This is a genomic window from Micromonospora sp. ATCC 39149 (assembly GCF_000158815.1).
Classification (GTDB): Bacteria; Actinomycetota; Actinomycetes; order Mycobacteriales; family Micromonosporaceae; genus Micromonospora.
In genome coordinates, this window is the sequence record NZ_GG657738.1 from 2987358 (window position 1) to 3001430 (window position 14073).

Here is a 14073-nt window from a genome sequence, read left to right on the forward strand (position 1 = left end):
AACGGCTCGGGACGGACGCGGGCGGGTGGATCGGCGTACCCGGTCCAGGGGTTGCCCTCGGGCTCGGAGGTCGCCGGCCGCTGGTCGCCGGCCCACGGCCGTTCCTCCGGCGGGGACCAGCGGCCGGCGTAGCCGCCATAGCCGGCCGCCGCCGGGTCCGGTCCGTCCACGATGGTGTGCCGGGTGGTGACGTGCACGGTCTCGGTGTGCCGGACCATGCCGACCGGGCGGGGGGCGGGGTCGGGGACGGTCGGCGGCGGCACCCGGTTGCCGTGCTCGGCCGGCCGGGCCGGCGCGCCGTACACGCCCGGCTGAGCCGGGCGGTCCCCGCCGCCGTACACGCCCGGCTGGGCTGGGCGATCCACGCCGTACACGCCGGGCTGAACCGGACGGTCCCCGCCGTACACGCCCGGCTGAGCCGGACGGTCCGCGCCGTGACGCGGGGTCGGCTGAGGGCTGTGGGTGGGGGGCGCGTCGTCGGGATGGGCGGCCGGGGCGAACCGGCCGTCCGGGGCGTCGTCGGCGTCGCGGGGCCGGCCGGCGTCGTCGTAGGTCTCGGCGACCGCGACCCGGGCCCGGCCCGCGCCCGCCGGCTCCGCAGCCGGCGGCTCGGGGTCGGCGGCGATCCCGGCCGCCGCGGCGTCGAGCCGGCGACGCAGCGCCCCCACCTGGTCCTGGGCCCGCTGGGACGCGTCGAGCGCCTGGTTGCCGCGCTGAGCGGCGGCAACGATCTCGGAGCGCAACTCCCGGCGCAGCCGGTCCATCTCGTCCCGCAACTCCTCGGCCTCACCCTGGCCGCCGCCGTCGGCGCGCAGCGCGATCGACAGGCCGATCAACACCACGGCGAGGATCGCGAGCACGGCGGCGAAGCGCAGCGGCCCGTTACCGTCTGCGACCAGCAGGATCAGCGCCGCGACGGGAGCGAGCGCCACGCCGATCCAGAAGATCACGGACAGCAGTCGGGGCTCTCGCCTGTCGCTGACGGCAACCGGAGCGGGCATGGATGTGCAGCCTACCGAGTGTTCCCCCTGCTGGGAACGCCCTGAACAGCACCGGTCGCCGACGGCACGAGGCCGCCGGCGACCGGTGGGTGGGTCAGCTGGCCGCGAGCGCCCCGTCGGAGGAGAAAACGAGACCGACGCTGGCGCTCCCCGTCTTCAGGGCGTTCTTGGTCTGCGGGCCTCCCGTGTCCAGCGAGCTGAACGAACCGGCCTTGAAGTCGTAGACCTCGACCAGGCCCGCCTGGCACTTCGGGCGCTGCGGGCACTCCGGCGGGCCGGCCAGCACGGTCGCGCTGCCGGAGCACTTGGCCGCCAGGTCGCTGAGCGTGCTCACCCCGTACTTGTCGGCGAACGCCTTGGTGACGGCGAACGCGTTCTGGTCCTGCGCGGCCGACGGCGCGCCGAAGGCGATGCCGGCCTTCTCACCGGCGGCCTTGAGGGCGGCGACCGTCTTGTCCAGCTCGGGCGAGGAGACCGGCTGGGCGTCCTTGCCGTTGGCCTTCGTGTTGAGGAACTCGGCCATGGTCGCCGCGTACTCCGGGACGACCTGGATCTTGCCCTTCTCCAGGGCCGGCTCGTACAGCTCCCGGTTGCCGATCTGCTGCACCTCGACCTGGTAACCGGCGGCGGTGAGCGCGATCCGGTACAGCTCGGCGATGGTCCGGCTCTCGGTGAAGTTGCCGGCACCGATCACGATCGCGCCGCCCGACCCCTTGGCGATGCCCTGGGTGACGTTGTTGGCCGCGGCGAACTCCTCGGCGGCGACCTTGCTGGTCTTGCGGTCGACGTCGACGGCCTTGTTGAGCGCGATCAGCTTCGGCGTGTCCAGCGCGGCGGAGACCTTGTCCAGCGCCGCGAGCAGCTCCGGGGTCGCCACCTTGGCGTTGACCGCCGGGATGACGTTGTCGGTGTTCTGGAGCAACTTGTCGTCGGTGAGGACGACCAGCTGGTCACCGGCGACCGGGGCGCAGCCGGCCCCCGACGCGCCCTGCTGGGGAGCCTCGGTGCCGGAGGAACCGGCGTCCCCGCAGCCGGTGAGGAAACCGGCCGCCGCGAGGGCGCCCACCGCGCCGATGGCCAGCCGTGTACGTGCGCGCATCAAGCCCGCCTTCCGTGTCCCGGCGCGGCCCCCGGGCCGGCCGCGTGTCCGACGGGCGATGCCGTGTCGTCGCCCGCGATCTTTTACCCAACATCCTGCCCGCCGGGACCGACAACCCGAGGCGCGGTTCGTCACCGGATCGTCACCATCCGGTGTACGAGGGGACGCCCGGCCGGTCAGCTCCCGGCGACGGCGTCAGCGGCCCGGCGGTTGGCCCGCCGGGCCGGGCGCAGCGGGCGTGGGGTGACCAACCGCTCGACCACGGCCAGGACCAGCTCGACCAGCATCGCCAGCCCGGCCACCAGCAGCCCGCCCGCGATGATCTGCCCGCCGCCGGCGGCGATGTCCAGGCCGAAGCCGGCCCGGATGATCTGGCCGAGCCCACCGCCGTTGACGAACGAGGCCAGCGCGGCAGTCGCCACCACCTGCACCGCCGCGGTGCGGAAGCCGGCCGCCAGGTACGGCACCGCCAGCGGCAACTCCACCTGGCGCAGCACCTGCCCGCCCGACAGCCCCATCCCGCGCGCCGCGTCCCGGGCCTCCGGGTCGGCCTGCCGCACGCCGGTGTACGCGTTGGCGAGCAGCGGCGGCACCGCGAAGACGGCCAGCGCCACCACCACGGCGGGCCGGCCGAAGCCGAGGAAGGTCAGCGGCAGGATGGTCAGCAGGGCCAGAGTGGGGATCGCCAGGGTGACATTGGACACCAGCACGACGAGTCCGCCGCCCCGGCCGGTGTGCCCGAGCCACAGGCCGACCGGCCAGGCCACCAGGCAGCCGAGCAGCACGGCCGCCGCCGACATGCCGAGGTGCTCGCCGAGCCGGTCCAGGACACCGCCCGGGTTGGTCCAGTTCAGCGGGTCGTTGAGCCAGACCACCGCCTGCCCGACCGGGTTGCTCACCGGGCACCCCTTTCCTGGACGCTCGGCCGGCCCCGCACCGGTCCGGCGTCGGCCGACCAGACCGCGCCGACCCCGCCGTTCATCGGGGCCGCCCGCGCAGCCACGGGGTGACCGCCCGGCCGAGCCCGGCCAGGAGCAGGTCCAGCACCAGGGCGAGCAGGACGCAGAGCAGCGTGCCGGTCATGATCTCGGCCTTGTAGAAGTTGTTCTGGAAGCCGGCGAAGATGAGCTGACCCAGCCCGCCCCTGCCGACCACCACCCCCACGGTCACCAGCGCCACCGTCGACACGGTGGCCAGCCGCAGGCCGGTGAGGATGCCGGGCAGCGCCAGCGGCAGCTCGATCCGCAGCAGCCGCCCCCACCGGCCGTACCCCATGCCCTCCGCCGCCTCGCGGACGTCGGGGGGCACCTGGCTCAGCCCGGCTACGGCGTTGCGGACGATGACCAGCAGCGCGTACAGCACCACCACGCTGAGCACCGTCACCGCCCCGATTCCCAGGTACGGCGCGAGGAGCGCGAACAGGGCCAGCGAAGGGATCGTGTAGAGCACCCCGGTGAACGCGAGGATCGGGCCGGCGAGGGGCCGGAACCAGTGGGCCGCCACGGCGAGCGGCAGGGCCACCAGGGCAGCGATCAGCACGGCCCGGGCGGTCAGCGAGGCGTGGTCGCGCAGCGCGGCGAGGATCGTGTCAGAGTTGTCCCGCACGTACTGCCAGGAGAACCACGGGTTACCCGGGTCGGCCCGGTAGCTCAGGCGGAAGGACATGCGTGGACGTTACCCCGGAGACCCGGCCCACCGCCGGCCACGAGCCGGCCGAGGCGCACGCGGCGGCGATCGCGTTGGAGGGCATCGGCAAGCGGTACCCGGACGGCACCGAGGCGGTTCGCGGGCTGAGCTTGCGGGTGCGTGCCGGCGAGCTGGTGGTGCTGATCGGCCCCTCCGGCTGCGGCAAGTCCACAGTGCTGCGGATGATCAACCGGCTGATCGAGCCGACCGCCGGCCGGATCCTGCTCGGCGACGAGGACGTGACCCGCGTCGACCCGGTCGCGCTGCGCCGCCGGATCGGGTACGTCATCCAGAACGTGGGCCTGTTCCCCCACCAGACGGTCGTGGCCAACGTCGGCACCGTCCCCCGGCTGCTCGGCTGGCCCTCCAACCGGATCCGCCGCCGCAGTGAGGAGTTGCTGGAGCTGGTCGGGCTCGACCCGGGCAGGTTCGGCCGGCGGTACCCGCACGAACTCTCCGGCGGGCAGCGGCAGCGGGTCGGGGTGGCCCGGGCGCTCGCCGCCGACCCGGTGGTGCTGCTGATGGACGAGCCGTTCTCGGCGGTCGACCCGATCGTGCGGACGCGGTTGCAGGAGGAGTTCCTCCGGCTCCAGGCCGAGGTGCGCAAGACCATCGTGCTGGTCACCCACGACCTGGACGAAGCCGTCCGGCTCGGCGGCCGGATCGCCGTGCTGTCCCAGGGCGGCCGGCTGGAGCAGTACGACACCCCGGCGGCCCTGCTCGCCGCGCCCGCCTCGGACTTCGTCCGGGACTTCGTCGGCGCGGACCGGGGCATCCGGGCGCTCGCGGTCACCCCGGTCACCCGGGACGCGCTGGAGCCGGCCCCCGCCGACCCGGCCGGGCTGCCGGAGGTCGCGTTGGGCACGTCGGCGTACGACGCCCTCGCCGTGATGCTGACCTCCGGCGCGGACCGGGTGCTGGTGACCGCCGACGGCCGGCCGGCCGGCGTGCTCACTCGCCAGCGCGCGCTCGCCGGCGGCCGGGACGCGGCCTGAGCGGCGGGGCAGCCGCACCACGGGGCGGCCTGACCTGTGGGGCGGTGGGCGACTGAGCCGCCGGGGTGCCCCGCCGGTCAGGCCCGGCCGCCGAGGCTGGCCGTGCCGATGATCCAGCCGGAGAGGAAGCCGTACCCGGCGCCGGTGCCGGCGGCCTGCAACGCGGCGAGCAGCGACGGGTCCGGCCCGAGCAGCGCGCCCAGTAGCGCGGCCAGGCCGGCGGCCAGGACGTACGCGCCCCAGCCGGAGAAGAACTGGCTCACCGCTCCCTGCACCCGGGCCACCTGGGACGCGGGGAGCACATAGAGCAGGGCCGCCGCCAGGAGCACCAGCAGGATGGCCCGCAGGTCGGTGGCGAGCACCCCCTGCCCCGGCTCCCCGGAGCCGAACCGCCAGGCCGGCCAGGCCAGCAGCCGCAGGAACCAACCGCCGGCCGAGTCGGGCTCGGTGTGCTCCTCCGCCCAGCCGACGTACAGCGGGCTGCCGCAGACCGCGACGAGCAGCAGCACCGCGAGGGTGCCGGTGCCGGCTGCGGTCCCGTACCGGCTGATGGCACCCGAGCGGTTGGCGGCAGCCATGACGCGGCCAGTTCCCAGCGCGCCCCGGCGGGCAAACCTGCGGATCACGATGACCGCGTTCCGGTCAGTGCTTCATCAGGTAGTCGATGAACTTGGCCCGCAGCAGGGGCGCGGACTCCTCGTACCCGTGCCCGGTGAGTTCCCGCCACAGCGCCGCCGCCTCGTCGATGGTCGGACCGACGGAGTTCGGTGCGCCGTCCAGGGCGGCGGCCTCGTCGGCGTTCGGCAGATGGCGCAGCACCGACCAGAAGAACCCGACGTCGCGCCGCTCCCGGGCCAGCGCGAACGCTCGCACCCGCAACTCCTCGGTGGAGAGCGCGTCCAGCTCGTCGAACGTGTGCCCGCCGGTACCGGTGGGAGGTGTCTCGGTCATGCCGCCGAGCCTAACCGGCGAGATCACCGGCGGCGCGTGGGACGCGACCCGGCAGCCGAGGCCCGCTGGCCCGACTCGCGCGGTCAGCGCCCTATCCGGGCCGTCAGCGCCCACCCGCACGGCAGCGCCTGCCGTACGGTCAGCGGTCGCCGCAGTCCCCGCGTGGCGGGCGGGGCGTCCCAGCGCGACGGGTCCCAGGGGTCGGTGGGGGTGTCGTCGGCGCGGGTGGGCAGGGCCGGTGGCCAGTCGCCCACCGGCGCCGGCCGGGACACCGACCAACCGGAGCCGATGGTGCCGTCGCCCCCGGGAGCCGGCTCCGGGTCCGCGCCCGCCGGCCGGGGCCACCCGTACGCCTCCACCAGCCGGGTGATCACCAGGCCCACGCCGAGGGCCGCCCCGCCGACCGCCCACCGGCTCACGGTCCAGCCCCCGGCGTCCAGCCAGGCGTACAGGACCGTGACCAGGCTGGCGGCGAGCAGCGTGCCGAAGATCGCGCCACGCCGGCCGTACGCGCTCGTGCCGCCGAGCAGCGCGGTGCCGACGGCGAGCGTCGTCCAGCCCAGCCCCTCGGTGGGAACGACGGGCCCGTCGCCGTTGCTGGCGAGCAGGATGCCGGCCAGCGTGGCGAGCACGGTGGAGAAGACGAAGGCGAACACGACGACCGTGGCCGCCACCCCGCCCCGGCGGCGCGCCGGGTCGGCGACCGGCCGGAACCGGCCGACCAGCCGGCGCACCGGGCGGATGGCCCCGAACAGTCCGCCGAGGACGGCCACCGCGGCGAATCCGGCGAAGAGGTAGAACGCCGTGTCCCGGGGGTCGTACCCGCCCTGCGCCAGCACCGGCTCGGAGCGCCGCTGGATGTACACCACCACGCCGGCGGCGCCGGCCAGGCTCGCCGCCCAGCCGGGCACGTGCAGCGCCACCACGGCCAGCCCCACGGCCAACCCGCCGACGGCGGCCACCGCCACGGCGTGCCCCAGCGCGACCTCGACCCCCCGGTCACCCTGCTCGGCGACGTGCAGCGCGGCGGCGACCGCCACCGGGCCGACCGCCAGGTTCACGGCCGCGGTCCGCAGGCTCATCCCGGCGGCCAGCACGAGCAGCCCGAGCGCCACCACGTTGACCAGCAGGGCCCGCAGCCCGTCGGCACGCAGCGCGGCCGGCTCCTCCTGCCAGAGCAGCCAGGTCAGCACGGCGAGAGCGGCGGCCAGCACCAGCTCCCAGGCGACGTGCACGGCGATCCGGTCCCGCCCCGGCTCGCCGTGGGCCGGGTCGTCGAAGGCGCTCTCCAGCACCGCTGCGGGCACGCCCGACGAGGGCTCCACGGGGGTGTGTCGGCCCGGATCCTCGTGCCCCATGACGCGTGCCCTCCCCAGGTCACGGCCGCAGGGTCCGACCCGGGCGGACCCGGGCGGCCGTTGCTCTCCGGTCGCCAGGCACGGTACCTGTACGCCGCTCCGGGCGTAACCCCCCGTGGTCAGCGCTGACGCGGGCCGCCCTCGCGCCGGTCCGCGTCGCGCTCGTCCTCCGGCCGCTCCGGCACCCGGCAGGACCGCTCCAGCCAGAGCGCGGCGGCCACCAGCGCGAGTGCCGCGAGCAGGCCGGCACCGGCGGCGGGACGGTCCTCGGCGGCCGCCCGGGTGGGCTCCACGAAGAGCCAACCGGTCAGCCCGGCGCACCAGCCGGCGAAGATCGCCCCGGCCAGGGCGGACGCCTTGGCCAGCACCACGAACCGGGCCACCAGCAGCGGATTGACCGGGTCGCGGCCCGGCCTGCGCTCGATCCGGCTGCGGGTGTTGACCGCCGCGTACGCCTCCAGCACGGCCAGCGCGGCCAGCGTGACCACCGGCAGCCAGGGCAGCCGGGGAAAGCCGCCGTAGAGGGTGCTGATCAGCAGCCAAGCCACCGCCGCGGCGGCCAGGCCGGCGACGACCAGGGTCGAGATCCGGGTGGGGCCCATCCTGGAGCGATCGGGATCCGCCCCGCTCGGCGGCGGGAACTGCGCCTGGGTCATGCCGGCTGGCTCCACTGGCTCATGGCGACGACTCTAACGCCAGATCCGGCCGGGGGCTCAGTTCCAGGGCGTCGCCGGCCACCGGTTCGGCGCTGAGCAGATCGGTCAGCCAGCCGTGCCCGGGCAGCCGCCCGTACGGCTGGATGTCGATCCACGGCCGGAGGACGAACGCCCGCAGGTGGGCCCGGGGGTGCGGAAGGGTCAGTTCCGGGTCGTCGCTGAGCACCGGCTCACCGGCGTCGTCCCAGGCCGCGACGACGTCGACGTCGAGGGTGCGCGGGCCGAAGCGGCGTTGCGGGTCGCGCTCGCGGCCGGCCCGCCGCTCGGCGGCCCGGGCCCGCTCCAGCCAGTCCCGTGGGGTCGCCGCCGGGTCCTCGACCAGCACCACCGCGTTGAGGTACGCGGGCTGGTCCACGTCGCCCCACGGCGGGGTCTCGTAGACGCCCGAGCACAGCAGCACCGCATCGCCGAGGGAGTCGACCGCCGTGCGCAGGTGGGCCAGCCGGTCGCCGAGGTTGCTGCCGAGGGAGAGCAGGGCCCGGCTCACGCGGGATCCCCGTCGCCTGCCGTCGGCCCCGGGCAGGGGGCCGCCCCCGCCGGGTCGCTCCGCGTTCTCGCCATGGTGACCGCGACGTCGGTGAAGGCGTGCGGGACGGGCGCCTCGGGCTTGTGCACGGTGACCGTCGCGCGCGTCACCCGGGGATCGGCCAGGCAGATCGCCAGCAGCCGGTCGGCGAGCGTCTCGATCAGGTTCACCGGCTCCCCGGTCAGCACCGCGACCAGCCGGTCGGCCAGTTCCCCGTAGTGCACCGTGTCGGCCACGTCGTCGGACCGGGCGGCCGGCGCGAGGTCGAGTTCGAGGACGGCGTCGACGACGAAATCCTGCCCCCGCTCCCGCTCGAAGTCGTAGACGCCGTGCCGGCCGTGCGCCCGCAGGCCGGTCAGCGTGATCCGGTCGGTCACCCGTCTTCCCCCATCGACTTCGCCCCGTCCCTCATCGGCTTCCCGGCGTTGCGCGGCGGCTTCCCGGCGTCGTGGGCGACGCCGAGGCGCGGGCTGCCGCTGGCCCGCCAGACGGCCAGGGCGTCCACGGTGCCGAGCACGTCGTGCACACGTACCCCCCAGGCGCCGGCCGCGACGGCGAGCAGGCTGGTCGCGGCGGTGGCGGTCTCCCGACCGGCAGTCGGCCGGGGGGTGCCGTCGGCGGCGGCGAGCAGCCGGCCCAGGTACGACTTGCGGCTGGCACCGAAGAGCAGCGGGAGGCCGAGCTCCAGCAACTCGGGCAGGCGGGCGGTGAGCTGCCAGTTGTGCTCGGCGGTCTTGGCGAAGCCGAGGCCGGGGTCGACGACGATCCGGTCGGCGGCCACCCCGGCGGCCAGCGCAGCGTCGACCCGCTCGGCAAGCTCGGTCCGTACGTCGGTCACCACGTCGGCGTAGTGGGCCAGCTCGCGCATCCCCCGCGAGTGCCCGCGCCAGTGCATGAGCACCCAGGGGCAGCCGGCGTCGCGGACCACCCGGGCCATGTCCGGGTCTGCCAGGCCGCCGGAGACGTCGTTGACCACCGCCGCTCCCGCCGCGAGGGCGGCCTCGGCCACCCGGGCCCGGCTGGTGTCGATGCTGACCTCGACGCCTGCGGCGGCGAGCTCCCTGACCACCGGCAGCACCCGGGCGACCTCGGTCGCGGCGTCCACCCGGTCCGCCCCCGGGCGGGTGGACTCGCCGCCGACGTCCACCAGGTGCGCACCCTCGTTCCGGAGTCGCACTCCGTGTGCGACGGCGGCGTCGAGATCGGCGTATCGGCCGCCGTCGGAAAAGGAGTCGGGCGTGACGTTCAGGACGCCCATCACCACCGGGGCCCGAGTCCGTACCAGATCGGTCACGACTGCACGGTACCGGTCGCCGCAGCGCGATCCGGCAGCCGGTGACCCCCGGCCGAGACGGCCCTGACATGGCAATTGGAACAGGTGTACGATCGGTCGTCCGGGTCGTTCCGGGTGGACTCTTCGCGGCTTGTCGCAAAGGGGGGCGGCCCGTACCCTTTGGAATTGCCCAGCAGCGAGACGGCGAAGCCTGGAGGGAGGGCCGAAGCGGGAAAAATCCCCCCAAAGCTCACTACTCCGCGTGGTGGGTGACGAACGCAGGGTCGCCGACACTGCACAGAGTGAGCACCATCCCGCCAAGCTTGCCTACTGCACCGCCGCGGCTGCGCCGGCCGCGATATGGGGAGGTTCCAGTGATCGCCATCGAGCTCATGGAGGCGACGTCGTCCGGCGTCACCCACGTGCTCCACACTCTGGCGTCGACTCCACTCGCCGAGCCGGCACCCAAGGGCATCGACACCAACAGCGTCGTCACGTTCTTCGCCAGCAAGATCGCGCCGATCCTGCTGGCCGTGCTCGGCGTCATCTTCATCGGCCGAGCCAGTCGCGGCGAGATCTCCAAGGTCCTGACCAGCTCCGCTATCGCGATCGTCGGGCTGGCCTTCATCGCCGGAGCGGCCACACTCTTCTTCGTCGGTGACTACCTGATCGACCTGATCTTCGAATAGGCGCGGGCAGATGCGGCTGCGCACCGACGACGATATCTACCGGGCCCGCCTGGTCTACCTCGGGCCGCCCGGCTACACCCTGCCCGTCCACCTGCCGTACGCCCAGTACGGCGTGTTCATGCTGCTCGTGCCCCTCTACATGTTCATCCACTGGCTGTTCACGCTGCAGGTCGAGCTCTTTCCCGCCTGGGAGATCGCGCTCGCCATCGTGAGCACCTCGTTCATCTTCCGGCACGTCGACCCCGACCGGCCCGCGCGCATGGTGATCCGCACCGCGCTGACCGACTGGCGACGCACCCGGGAGTCGGCCGCCGAACAGCGCGACCCGCGCCTGGTGGCGAGCCGGATCAGGATCCGGGAGGAACTGGCATGACCGGGCGTACGCCGATCACGGCGAAGCGGCACTCGGACGAGGCGGTGGCATGAGTCGCTCTTCCACGCCGGGTTCCCCGGCAGGACGTCACGCCGCCCCGCACGGTAACCGTGCGCGCTCGTTCAACTACCCTGTGGACGAGGATCTGGACGAGGTCGCCCTCGACCCCGCGCTGGCCACCACCCCCGGTCACGGCCGGGTCGGCGTCTTCCAGGCACCCCGGCCCGCGCCCGGGCGCGCCGTGCCGGCCGCCCCCGAGCCGGCCGCGCCGATGGTCGCCGACAGCGCCGACATCGACTCGCCGTTCCTCGACCTCTTCGGGGGTGCCCACCCGGCGTCCCGGCCCGCCTCGCCCCGGCCGGTCGGCCGGGAACACCCGCCGATCCCGCACCAGCAGCCGGCCGTCGCGGGTCCGCCGGCCCGGCCCGAGATCCCGCCGGCCCCCGTCGAACAGGCACCCACGCCCGCACCGCAGAACCGGCCCCGGGTCCCCCAGCAACCGGTGGACCGGCTGCCCGCGGCGCGCCCGGCGACCGCGCCCGAATTGCCGCCGCCCCCGGCCGTGGTCACGCCCCCCACCGACCCCGACGACGAGACGTACGGCTGGCGGGACGTCGAACCGCCCGTCCACCGGGAGCCCGAGCGGTCCCCGCAGCTCACCGCGCCGTCGCCCCGGGGCCCGGAGTCGGAGCGGCCGGCACGGCGGGCGCCGGAGCCGGCGCCGTCCCCGGCCGGCCGCGAGATCACGCCACCCCGACAGCGGACGGTCGACCGGCGGGAGCGGTCCGGCAAGCCGACCAGGCCCGCGAAGCCCGCCCGCCCGGCGCGGCCGGTGAAGCCGCCGAAGATCAAGTTCGGGGATCGCGACCCGTCGGTCGAGCTGGCCATCACCGAGATCGCCGGCCACCTCACCTTCACCCCCAACACCGTCACGGCGTGGTACTGGCTGCCCGAGGTGCGCTGGGCGTTCCGGCCGGACGCCGAGCGGGAGGCCCTGCTCGCCGCCATCTCGGAACAGTACGCCGGCCTCGCCGGCTTCCGGCTGCACCTGCGCCGCACCACCCGCCCCTTCCCGGCCGACGAGTGGGCCCGCACCATCGACGCGCACACCGCGTCCCCACTGCCGGACGTGCCGGGCACCGCCGGCTGGGGCGACCACCTGGTGGCCGCCCAGCGGCACCTGCTGTCGGTCAACCACGCCGAGGGGCAGACGTACCTCGGGGTCACCTTCGCCCGGCGCTCGCTCGGCGACTCGCTCACCGAGCGGCTGCTGCGCACCTTCGGCCGCGGCGTCGCCGAGAGCGAGCGCCGCAAGCTCGGCCGCACCGTCGAGCAGTTCGACGAGGTGCTGGGCGCGTTCGGCATGCGCGGTCGGAGGGTGACGGCCCAGGAGCTGGAGTGGCTGCTCTACCGGTCGGTGGCGCTCTGCATGGCCCCGCCCGGCACCCTCTCCCCGGTCACCAACGGTCGGTGGGAACGCGGCGACCTGCTCGCCCTCACCGAGCAGGTCGAGCGGTACCGCACCCCGTACGGGTCGACGGTCAAGCTGGTCAACCGGATGACCGGCGAGGAACGACACGTGGCCGTGCTCGCCGTCGGCCGGATGGAGCCGCTGGAGATCCCCGAGCGGCACGAGCCCTGGCTGCACTTCCACGAGCGGTTGCCCTGGCCGATGGAGATCTCCACCCGGGTCGACATCCTCGGCTCCGGCGACTCCTTCCGCAACCTCGAACACCGGCTGCGGATGATCCGCTCCCAGCAGCTCGACTACGCCGAGCATGGCATCGACGCCCCGCCCGAGCTGGAACGGCTGGCCAAGCGGGCACTGGTGATCGGCGACGAGATGACCACCGGCCTTCCGGTGGACTCGGCGCGGGCGCACGGCTGGCACCGCATCGCCGTCGGCGGCCGGACCCGGGAGGAGTGCCTGGAGCGGGCCCGCCGGCTGATTCAGCTCTACTCCCGGGAACTGCGCGTTTCGTTGCAGCACCCGAAGAACCAGGACTGGCTCGCCCGCGAGTTCATCCCCGGTGAGCCGATCGCCAACACCGGCTACGTCCGGCGGATGCCGGTCAACCTGCTCGCCGCCGCGCTGCCACAGGCCGCGTCCACCGTCGGCGACCGGCGGGGCGACCTGATCGGGCGTACCGCCGGCACCTGCCGCCGGCCGGTCTTCCTCGACCTGCACTTCCCGATGGAGGTACGGGAACGTTCCGGGCTCGCGGTCTTCGTCGCCGAGCCCGGCGGCGGCAAGTCGACCCTGCTCGGCGCGCTGGGCTACCTGGCCGCCCGGCGCGGCGTGCAGGTCACCCTGCTGGACCCGTCCGGCCCCCTGGCCCGGCTGTGCAACATGCCGGAGCTGCGGCCGTACTCGCGAGTGCTCAACCTGACCGGCTCCGAGCAGGGGACGCTGGCACCGTATGCGCTCATCCCCACGCCGCTGCGCACCGAGTTCAGCTCCGGTGCGGCCGGCGACCGGGAGTTCGAGATCGCCGTCTCCAACGCCCGGGCCGAACGCCGCATGCTGGTGCAGGACATCTGCATGATGCTGGTGCCGCCGCAGGTGGCCCGGGAGGCGTCCACCGCCACCCTGTTCCGGCACGCGGTGCGCCAGGTGCCGGCCGAGGAGACGTCCACCCTGGACGACGTGGTCGCCTGCCTCGGTCAGCTCGACGACGACGCCGGCAAGGAACTGGCGAACCTGCTGCTGGACACGGCCGAGATGCCGCTGGCCATGCTCTTCTTCGGCCGCCCGCCGGCGGGTCTGCTCGGCGCCGACGCGGCGCTGACCGTCATCACCATGGCCGGCCTGCGGCTGCCCGACCTGAAGATCGAACGCGAGTACTGGTCGGCCGAGGAGGCGCTCGCGCTGCCCATGCTCCACACCGCCCACCGGCTCGCCGTGCGGCGGTGCTACGGCGGGTCGATGTCCTCACGGAAGCTGGTCGGCCTGGACGAGGCGCACTTCATGGAGGGCTGGCGCTCCGGCCGGTCGTTCCTCGTCCGCCTCGCCCGCGACTCCCGCAAGTGGAACCTCGCCGCCCTGGTCGCCTCGCAGAACCCGCGCGACATTCTCGGCCTCGACGTGCAGAACCTCGTCTCCACCGTCTTCGTCGGCCGCATCGCCGAGGACACCGAGATCGCCTCCGAGGCGCTGCGGCTGCTCCGCGTCCCGGTCAACGACGGGTACGAGGCGACACTGGCCTCGCTGTCGACCGCAGACGCCACCTCCGCCGCCAGGCTCGGCTTCCGCGAGTTTGTGATGCGCGACGTCGACGGGCGGGTGCAGAAGGTCCGGGTGGACGTGTCGTACGTCGACGGGCTGCTGGACCACCTCGACACCACCCCCGCCGCGGTCGCCGCGGCAGCGGGTCAACTGCCGACCGTCGCGGACCTGGAGGCATGA

14 protein-coding genes and 1 pseudogene are annotated in these 14073 nt (G+C 74.6%); 4 read left to right on the forward strand and 11 right to left on the reverse strand.

Annotated elements, in window-relative coordinates; genetic code table 11:
- The 4 genes and pseudogenes from MCAG_RS33655 to MCAG_RS12615 form a co-directional block, all read right to left on the reverse strand.
- Positions 1–1001: pseudogene (locus tag MCAG_RS33655) on the reverse strand (hypothetical protein); the annotation flags it as partial.
- 94 nt (positions 1002–1095) lie between these two features.
- Positions 1096–2100, reverse strand: coding sequence for a glycine betaine ABC transporter substrate-binding protein (locus tag MCAG_RS12605; protein ID WP_036373255.1), 1005 nt, complete (start codon positions 2098–2100; stop codon positions 1096–1098).
- Positions 2101–2276: 176 nt separating this feature from the next.
- Positions 2277–2999 (reverse strand): ABC transporter permease, encoded by a 723-nt coding sequence (locus MCAG_RS12610; RefSeq protein ID WP_007073361.1) that lies wholly within the window; start codon positions 2997–2999, stop codon positions 2277–2279.
- A 79-nt stretch (positions 3000–3078) separates the two neighbouring features.
- The gene (locus MCAG_RS12615) at positions 3079–3765 is read right to left on the reverse strand and encodes an ABC transporter permease (protein WP_007073362.1); all 687 of its coding nucleotides are present in this window, start codon (positions 3763–3765) and stop codon (positions 3079–3081) included.
- Between the two features lie 2 nt (positions 3766–3767).
- Here MCAG_RS12615 and MCAG_RS12620 point away from each other — a divergent pair, with 2 nt between their 5' ends.
- Positions 3768–4781, forward strand: coding sequence for an ABC transporter ATP-binding protein (locus tag MCAG_RS12620; protein WP_007073363.1), 1014 nt, complete (start codon positions 3768–3770; stop codon positions 4779–4781).
- A gap of 77 nt (positions 4782–4858) precedes the next feature.
- Here the strand turns inward: MCAG_RS12620 and MCAG_RS12625 are convergent, their stop codons facing one another.
- From MCAG_RS12625 to folP, 7 genes are all read right to left on the reverse strand, one after another.
- Positions 4859–5359, reverse strand: a complete 501-nt coding sequence (locus MCAG_RS12625) for a hypothetical protein (RefSeq protein ID WP_036373257.1) — start codon at positions 5357–5359, stop codon at positions 4859–4861.
- Between the two features lie 64 nt (positions 5360–5423).
- Positions 5424–5732: a hypothetical protein gene (locus tag MCAG_RS12630; RefSeq protein WP_007073365.1), complete on the reverse strand. Its 309-nt coding sequence runs from the start codon at positions 5730–5732 to the stop codon at positions 5424–5426.
- Positions 5733–5815: 83 nt separating this feature from the next.
- A complete protein-coding gene (locus MCAG_RS12635) occupies positions 5816–7090 on the reverse strand; it encodes an ABC transporter permease (protein WP_232290144.1) in 1275 nt (424 codons plus the stop codon).
- Between the two features lie 119 nt (positions 7091–7209).
- Positions 7210–7746: a DUF3180 domain-containing protein gene (locus tag MCAG_RS12640; protein WP_036373259.1), complete on the reverse strand. Its 537-nt coding sequence runs from the start codon at positions 7744–7746 to the stop codon at positions 7210–7212.
- 19 nt (positions 7747–7765) lie between these two features.
- A complete protein-coding gene (gene folK / locus MCAG_RS12645; RefSeq protein WP_036373261.1) occupies positions 7766–8293 on the reverse strand; it encodes a 2-amino-4-hydroxy-6-hydroxymethyldihydropteridine diphosphokinase in 528 nt (175 codons plus the stop codon).
- Positions 8290–8709, reverse strand: coding sequence for a dihydroneopterin aldolase (gene folB, locus MCAG_RS12650; RefSeq protein ID WP_050777942.1), 420 nt, complete (start codon positions 8707–8709; stop codon positions 8290–8292). Before folB ends, folK begins: the two co-directional genes overlap by 4 nt.
- Positions 8706–9626, reverse strand: a complete 921-nt coding sequence (folP, locus tag MCAG_RS12655) for a dihydropteroate synthase (RefSeq protein WP_036373263.1) — start codon at positions 9624–9626, stop codon at positions 8706–8708. The genes folB and folP overlap by 4 nt, the downstream gene beginning before the upstream one ends.
- A 353-nt stretch (positions 9627–9979) precedes the next feature.
- Between folP and MCAG_RS12660 the strand changes: the two genes are divergently transcribed.
- Genes MCAG_RS12660 through MCAG_RS12670 form a run of 3 tightly spaced genes read left to right on the forward strand, consistent with a single transcriptional unit; the run spans position 9980 to position 14073 of the window.
- A complete protein-coding gene (locus tag MCAG_RS12660; protein ID WP_036373265.1) occupies positions 9980–10294 on the forward strand; it encodes a hypothetical protein in 315 nt (104 codons plus the stop codon).
- Between the two features lie 10 nt (positions 10295–10304).
- Complete coding sequence (locus MCAG_RS12665; protein ID WP_007073370.1) at positions 10305–10667, forward strand: hypothetical protein; 363 nt, start codon at positions 10305–10307, stop codon at positions 10665–10667.
- Between the two features lie 49 nt (positions 10668–10716).
- On the forward strand, positions 10717–14073 hold the full coding sequence (locus MCAG_RS12670) for an ATP-binding protein (protein ID WP_036373268.1): 3357 nt from the start codon (positions 10717–10719) through the stop codon (positions 14071–14073).

Coding starts and splice junctions, on each gene's coding strand:
- MCAG_RS12635 (WP_232290144.1), bottom strand. CDS start 7,090: ATGGGGCACGAGGATCCGGGCCGACACACCCCCGTGGAGCCCTCGTCG.
- MCAG_RS12665 (WP_007073370.1), top strand. CDS start 10,305: ATGCGGCTGCGCACCGACGACGATATCTACCGGGCCCGCCTGGTCTAC.
- MCAG_RS12670 (WP_036373268.1), top strand. CDS start 10,717: ATGAGTCGCTCTTCCACGCCGGGTTCCCCGGCAGGACGTCACGCCGCC.
- MCAG_RS12625 (WP_036373257.1), bottom strand. CDS start 5,359: ATGGCTGCCGCCAACCGCTCGGGTGCCATCAGCCGGTACGGGACCGCA.
- MCAG_RS12615 (WP_007073362.1), bottom strand. CDS start 3,765: ATGTCCTTCCGCCTGAGCTACCGGGCCGACCCGGGTAACCCGTGGTTC.
- MCAG_RS12605 (WP_036373255.1), bottom strand. CDS start 2,100: ATGCGCGCACGTACACGGCTGGCCATCGGCGCGGTGGGCGCCCTCGCG.
- MCAG_RS12640 (WP_036373259.1), bottom strand. CDS start 7,746: ATGACCCAGGCGCAGTTCCCGCCGCCGAGCGGGGCGGATCCCGATCGC.
- MCAG_RS12630 (WP_007073365.1), bottom strand. CDS start 5,732: ATGACCGAGACACCTCCCACCGGTACCGGCGGGCACACGTTCGACGAG.